The sequence below is a fragment of the Flagellimonas flava genome, assembly GCF_050617915.1.
GTDB classification, from domain to species: Bacteria; Bacteroidota; Bacteroidia; order Flavobacteriales; family Flavobacteriaceae; genus Flagellimonas; species Flagellimonas flava_A.
In genome coordinates this window covers 1-3,587 of the sequence record NZ_JBODQE010000019.1, presented here as the reverse complement: position 1 = coordinate 3,587, position 3,587 = coordinate 1, and the positions used below count along the sequence as shown (strand labels likewise).

Annotated in this window: 5 protein-coding genes; 3 read left to right on the top strand and 2 right to left on the bottom strand. The window is 37.6% G+C overall.

The window, feature by feature from the left end:
- Positions 1–521: 521 nt before the first annotated feature.
- Both ACRHOZ_RS20770 and ACRHOZ_RS20765 read right to left on the bottom strand, forming a co-directional pair.
- Positions 522–1,022 carry a hypothetical protein gene (locus tag ACRHOZ_RS20770; RefSeq protein WP_431130146.1) on the bottom strand — a complete coding sequence of 167 codons (501 nt, stop codon included), beginning with the start codon at positions 1,020–1,022 and terminating at the stop codon, positions 522–524.
- A 95-nt stretch (positions 1,023–1,117) separates the two neighbouring features.
- Positions 1,118–1,324: a hypothetical protein gene (locus tag ACRHOZ_RS20765; protein ID WP_431130143.1), complete on the bottom strand. Its 207-nt coding sequence runs from the start codon at positions 1,322–1,324 to the stop codon at positions 1,118–1,120.
- Positions 1,325–1,404: 80 nt separating this feature from the next.
- Here ACRHOZ_RS20765 and ACRHOZ_RS20760 point away from each other — a divergent pair, with 80 nt between their 5' ends.
- The 3 genes from ACRHOZ_RS20760 to ACRHOZ_RS20750 all read left to right on the top strand — a co-directional run bounded on the left by ACRHOZ_RS20760 (position 1,405) and on the right by ACRHOZ_RS20750 (position 3,407).
- The gene (locus ACRHOZ_RS20760; RefSeq protein ID WP_431130140.1) at positions 1,405–2,358 is read left to right on the top strand and encodes an IS1595 family transposase; all 954 of its coding nucleotides are present in this window, start codon (positions 1,405–1,407) and stop codon (positions 2,356–2,358) included.
- 132 nt (positions 2,359–2,490) lie between these two features.
- A complete protein-coding gene (locus tag ACRHOZ_RS20755) occupies positions 2,491–2,982 on the top strand; it encodes a hypothetical protein (RefSeq protein WP_431130137.1) in 492 nt (163 codons plus the stop codon).
- Positions 2,983–3,281: 299 nt separating this feature from the next.
- Complete coding sequence (locus ACRHOZ_RS20750) at positions 3,282–3,407, top strand: hypothetical protein (RefSeq protein WP_431130134.1); 126 nt, start codon at positions 3,282–3,284, stop codon at positions 3,405–3,407.
- The last annotated feature ends 180 nt before the right edge of the window (positions 3,408–3,587 follow it).

Below are 3,587 nucleotides of genomic sequence, written 5' to 3'. Positions count from 1 at the left end.
GGCACCTATATACAATATGGGACAAAGGCTAGACTGTTATGGTTTTGTATAGTGGTTTCTTTTGTATTTGAAAAAATTGTAGCTTTCCCAAGTCAGTAAGGGGAAAGCAATAGCACACGTTGATTTTTTAATTTCCAAAAATGTGTGCTTATGGAAGATCCAGTTCTATTACCCTTGATAACTGCTATCATTTTTTTGATTGCAGCAATAATTAGCTTGATAGCTGCCATTTATAGATATAAGTCCTCAAAAATAAAACCGCCACCACCACCAAAAAAGTCATGGTTGGCACGGTGGTTGGGCGAAAAGTAGGCTTCAGATTTGGATCCGATTGGTATATTCCCTAGATTTGGAGCAATGAAAAAAGGAGCCAGTTCTGACGCCAACTCCTTTTCCGACGGTAATTTTTAAAGGCCGTACCCTAATGAGAGGCCGCACACCAATATTTTCCCGTCTGGTCTGTCAAGGGCAATGTACAGTTTAAAACTGGGCTTATCCCTTCACAAAACGTATTTTGAGCCTCACATTGTGGGGCTTATTTTATATCTAAAAGGCCTATGTTCTTGCCTTATTTCTTTGTTTGAGTCCAACCATTTGGAATATCCCCAAACATAACCTTGAGATAGATTGGAAACCTTCAATTTAATCAAGCCCCTAACCTTTTTATTCTTAAAGGCATCTGAAATAACCACAGATACACGTCTTTTTAGTCCATCAACATTTTTATCTGGATAATAGGGCAATAATAATTCAGCCATTTCAGTATTTCCCAAAAACCTTTCATGCTTATCCAATAAATACACTAGCTGTGTCAACCAAGTTTTATCTTTCGGAAAGCCATCTATTTCAAAAGGAGAGTCAAAATCCGGCTCTTTGATCTTAGAATCAAAAACCATATAATGCTTGAAATCAAGATCAGGGTCAGTTTTGGAATATTCAGCAATAAGGGAATCCACAAGTTCCAGCTTCCTTACCAGCCTCTTGCGCTCCCTTTTTAAACTTTCCAAATCAACAAACGACATATCTTGATCTTATATATGTCAAAATTGATCAGAAAATTACTACAGGTAAGATTTAGTATCTGTTAGTTATCCACTATTTATTAACGATCCTATAGTTAATAGTGTTTCACTTTGTAAATACTGTAGATGCCAAGCTCTATAGGATTTTCAGATTTTCTAACCAATGTCCAGTAGCTTGGAAAGTCTTTACCATCCATGTATTCGGTGATCTTTTTTAGATTACCGAACGTACCTAACGGCACACCATCTTCCAAAAGCACATAGTATTTTTTGTTTTGTTGTCGCTCTTTATATGTGACCATAGCACAAAAATACAATAATATTCGGAAATATTTGTATATATCAATATATTCGGTTATATTTGTATATCAAATTAAACCAAATGCAGTTCAAGTCACTAATACAGCTTCTAGATTACTTCAAGGACGAGCAAACTTGTATCGAATACTATGAGAAGATTCGTTGGGGCGATGAGCCTGCATGTCCGCATTGCGGCTGTACCAATCCTTACAAGACCAATAGAGGTTGGAAATGTCGTGACAAAGAGTGCCACAAAAAGTTTACTGTTAAAGTTGGGACTATCTTCGAAAATTCTAAAATATCGTTCCGTATCTGGTTCGCAGCAATCTATTTGGCGACCACAAGCAAAAAAGGCATAAGCAGCGTACAGCTTGCCACCCAATTGAATATTACACAAAAGACAGCTTGGTTCGTTCTTCACCGCATCCGTGAAATGCTAAAGGCCAAATCCCCCGATATGCTAGGGGAGGACAAAATGGTAGAGGCTGACGAAGCCTATATCGGTGGAAAGGAAAAGAACAAGCACTATCCCAAAAGACGATCTGACAAAGATCCGAATCTCACGAACGAGGGCGAACCCTATAAGCCCAAGAAAGTGATTGTAGGGCTAATCGAACGTAACGGGAAGGTGATATTAAAGTATGTCCCAAGAGCGGACGCTAAGAATATGGTAGGTTTTATCAAAAAGCATGTGCCAGAAGGTTCCACGGTCTATAGTGACCAAGCAACGGTGTACAAACAGTTGCACAAGACCTATACGCATGGGAGCGTGAACCATGCCTTGAGCGTATATGTTGATGGGGATGTTCACACGAACACCATTGAGAACTTTTGGAGCATTCTAAAGCGTGGTATCTATGGAATCTACCATCAGGTGAGTGATAAGCACGTGAGCCGTTACCTTGACGAGTTTGCAGCAAGGTTCAATACAAGGGAACTATCGGCACAGGAGCGTTTTGACGGTTTTTTGGAGGATTCAGAGAGCGTCTTGAGTTATGAAAAATTGGTAAAGAATAGAGATTTAACTATAATTTAAGCAACTTTTGAGCGTTTTTATAGTCATATAATTAATATGTATTGTATTTTATTTAGAAAAATTCTAAATTGTAGTGCCCGACAAAAGGTTTTGATTATTTTTTATATTTGAATAAATTCACCATTTACACTTATGACAGCAGTAGCATTTGCTAATAAAGGCTTGAAATCCTATATTTCTAAGTCTAATCCAATGGCTAAATATGTTTTTGCTACGCATAACTATTCCCAATTATCAACAGTAAAGAAAGCACTTGATATAACCTGTGACCAAGAGAGTGTCGAAGCTTCAAAAAGTCTGCTAAAAGCACTCAAAGAATTGGTTAGTTCTTTACCTGAAGGTGATTCAAAAATGAAAAATAGTGATTGGTTGAAATTACATAAGGAATCTAGTTCAGCATATCAGGAATTGGAGGGCTTTCTTTCATTTTTTGATGATTACACAATTGAGGGAAATGCAAAAAAAGTTGTTCAGAACCTAAAGCTTGCAAAAGAACACATTAAGTTCACTTCAGATTATGCTCAGTTAATTATCAACTCATACAAAGATATTTCTGAACTCTCCTCTAAAAAATCAAAAATTTATTCTTTGGATGCATTAAAGCAAGAATTAGGAATTTCTTAATTATCTTGCCATTATGTATGGCTTTAAAATATCAGATGAGGCAAAAAGCAAGTTATCTTCCTTGGGTGAAAAGTACAAGGAAGGACTTACCAATGGTCTCGATATACTGAACACAAACCCACTCCTCAAAGCAAAGCCAACAAACAACCGTTTGATAGGGGAATACTATATTAATTGTGGGAATCAACATTGCATTCTATTTGATTTGGACGAAGAAAACAATATCGTGCTTATCAGGCGTATCCTAAGAAGGCCTTTCTTGCACAAGGTTCTAACTAGAAAGATAATGTTGAATTGATATGAACGAGAAAAAAGACCCCAAGAAAAAACAACGTGCCAAAGAGTACGAAAAGAAACTCAAGATAGAGGGAACACTTGATGATGTGCTGAAGGTGTCGGTTCCCAAAAAGAAGGACGGCAACTAGCCAATGTTGGTAGAATTGGCCAAGTACCGTAACGCTCCTTGATGTCTGGATAGTGGTTTGCGCTCTGGTTCCCTGAATCAGTGGGGGACTAACCAAGATCCATGATTCCCGAAAAAAATACTTTCCCAGTATATCCTAGAAATATTATTCATTCCTGTCCCATATTGTATATAGGTGCCT

What these genes read in the sequence shown, in the direction of transcription:
- ACRHOZ_RS20770 (WP_431130146.1), bottom strand. Translation starts at nt 1,022, where the DNA reads ATGTCGTTTGTTGATTTGGAAAGTTTAAAAAGGGAGCGCAAGAGGCTG.
- ACRHOZ_RS20765 (WP_431130143.1), bottom strand. Translation starts at nt 1,324, where the DNA reads ATGGTCACATATAAAGAGCGACAACAAAACAAAAAATACTATGTGCTT.
- ACRHOZ_RS20760 (WP_431130140.1), top strand. Translation starts at nt 1,405, where the DNA reads ATGCAGTTCAAGTCACTAATACAGCTTCTAGATTACTTCAAGGACGAG.
- ACRHOZ_RS20755 (WP_431130137.1), top strand. Translation starts at nt 2,491, where the DNA reads ATGACAGCAGTAGCATTTGCTAATAAAGGCTTGAAATCCTATATTTCT.
- ACRHOZ_RS20750 (WP_431130134.1), top strand. Translation starts at nt 3,282, where the DNA reads ATGAACGAGAAAAAAGACCCCAAGAAAAAACAACGTGCCAAAGAGTAC.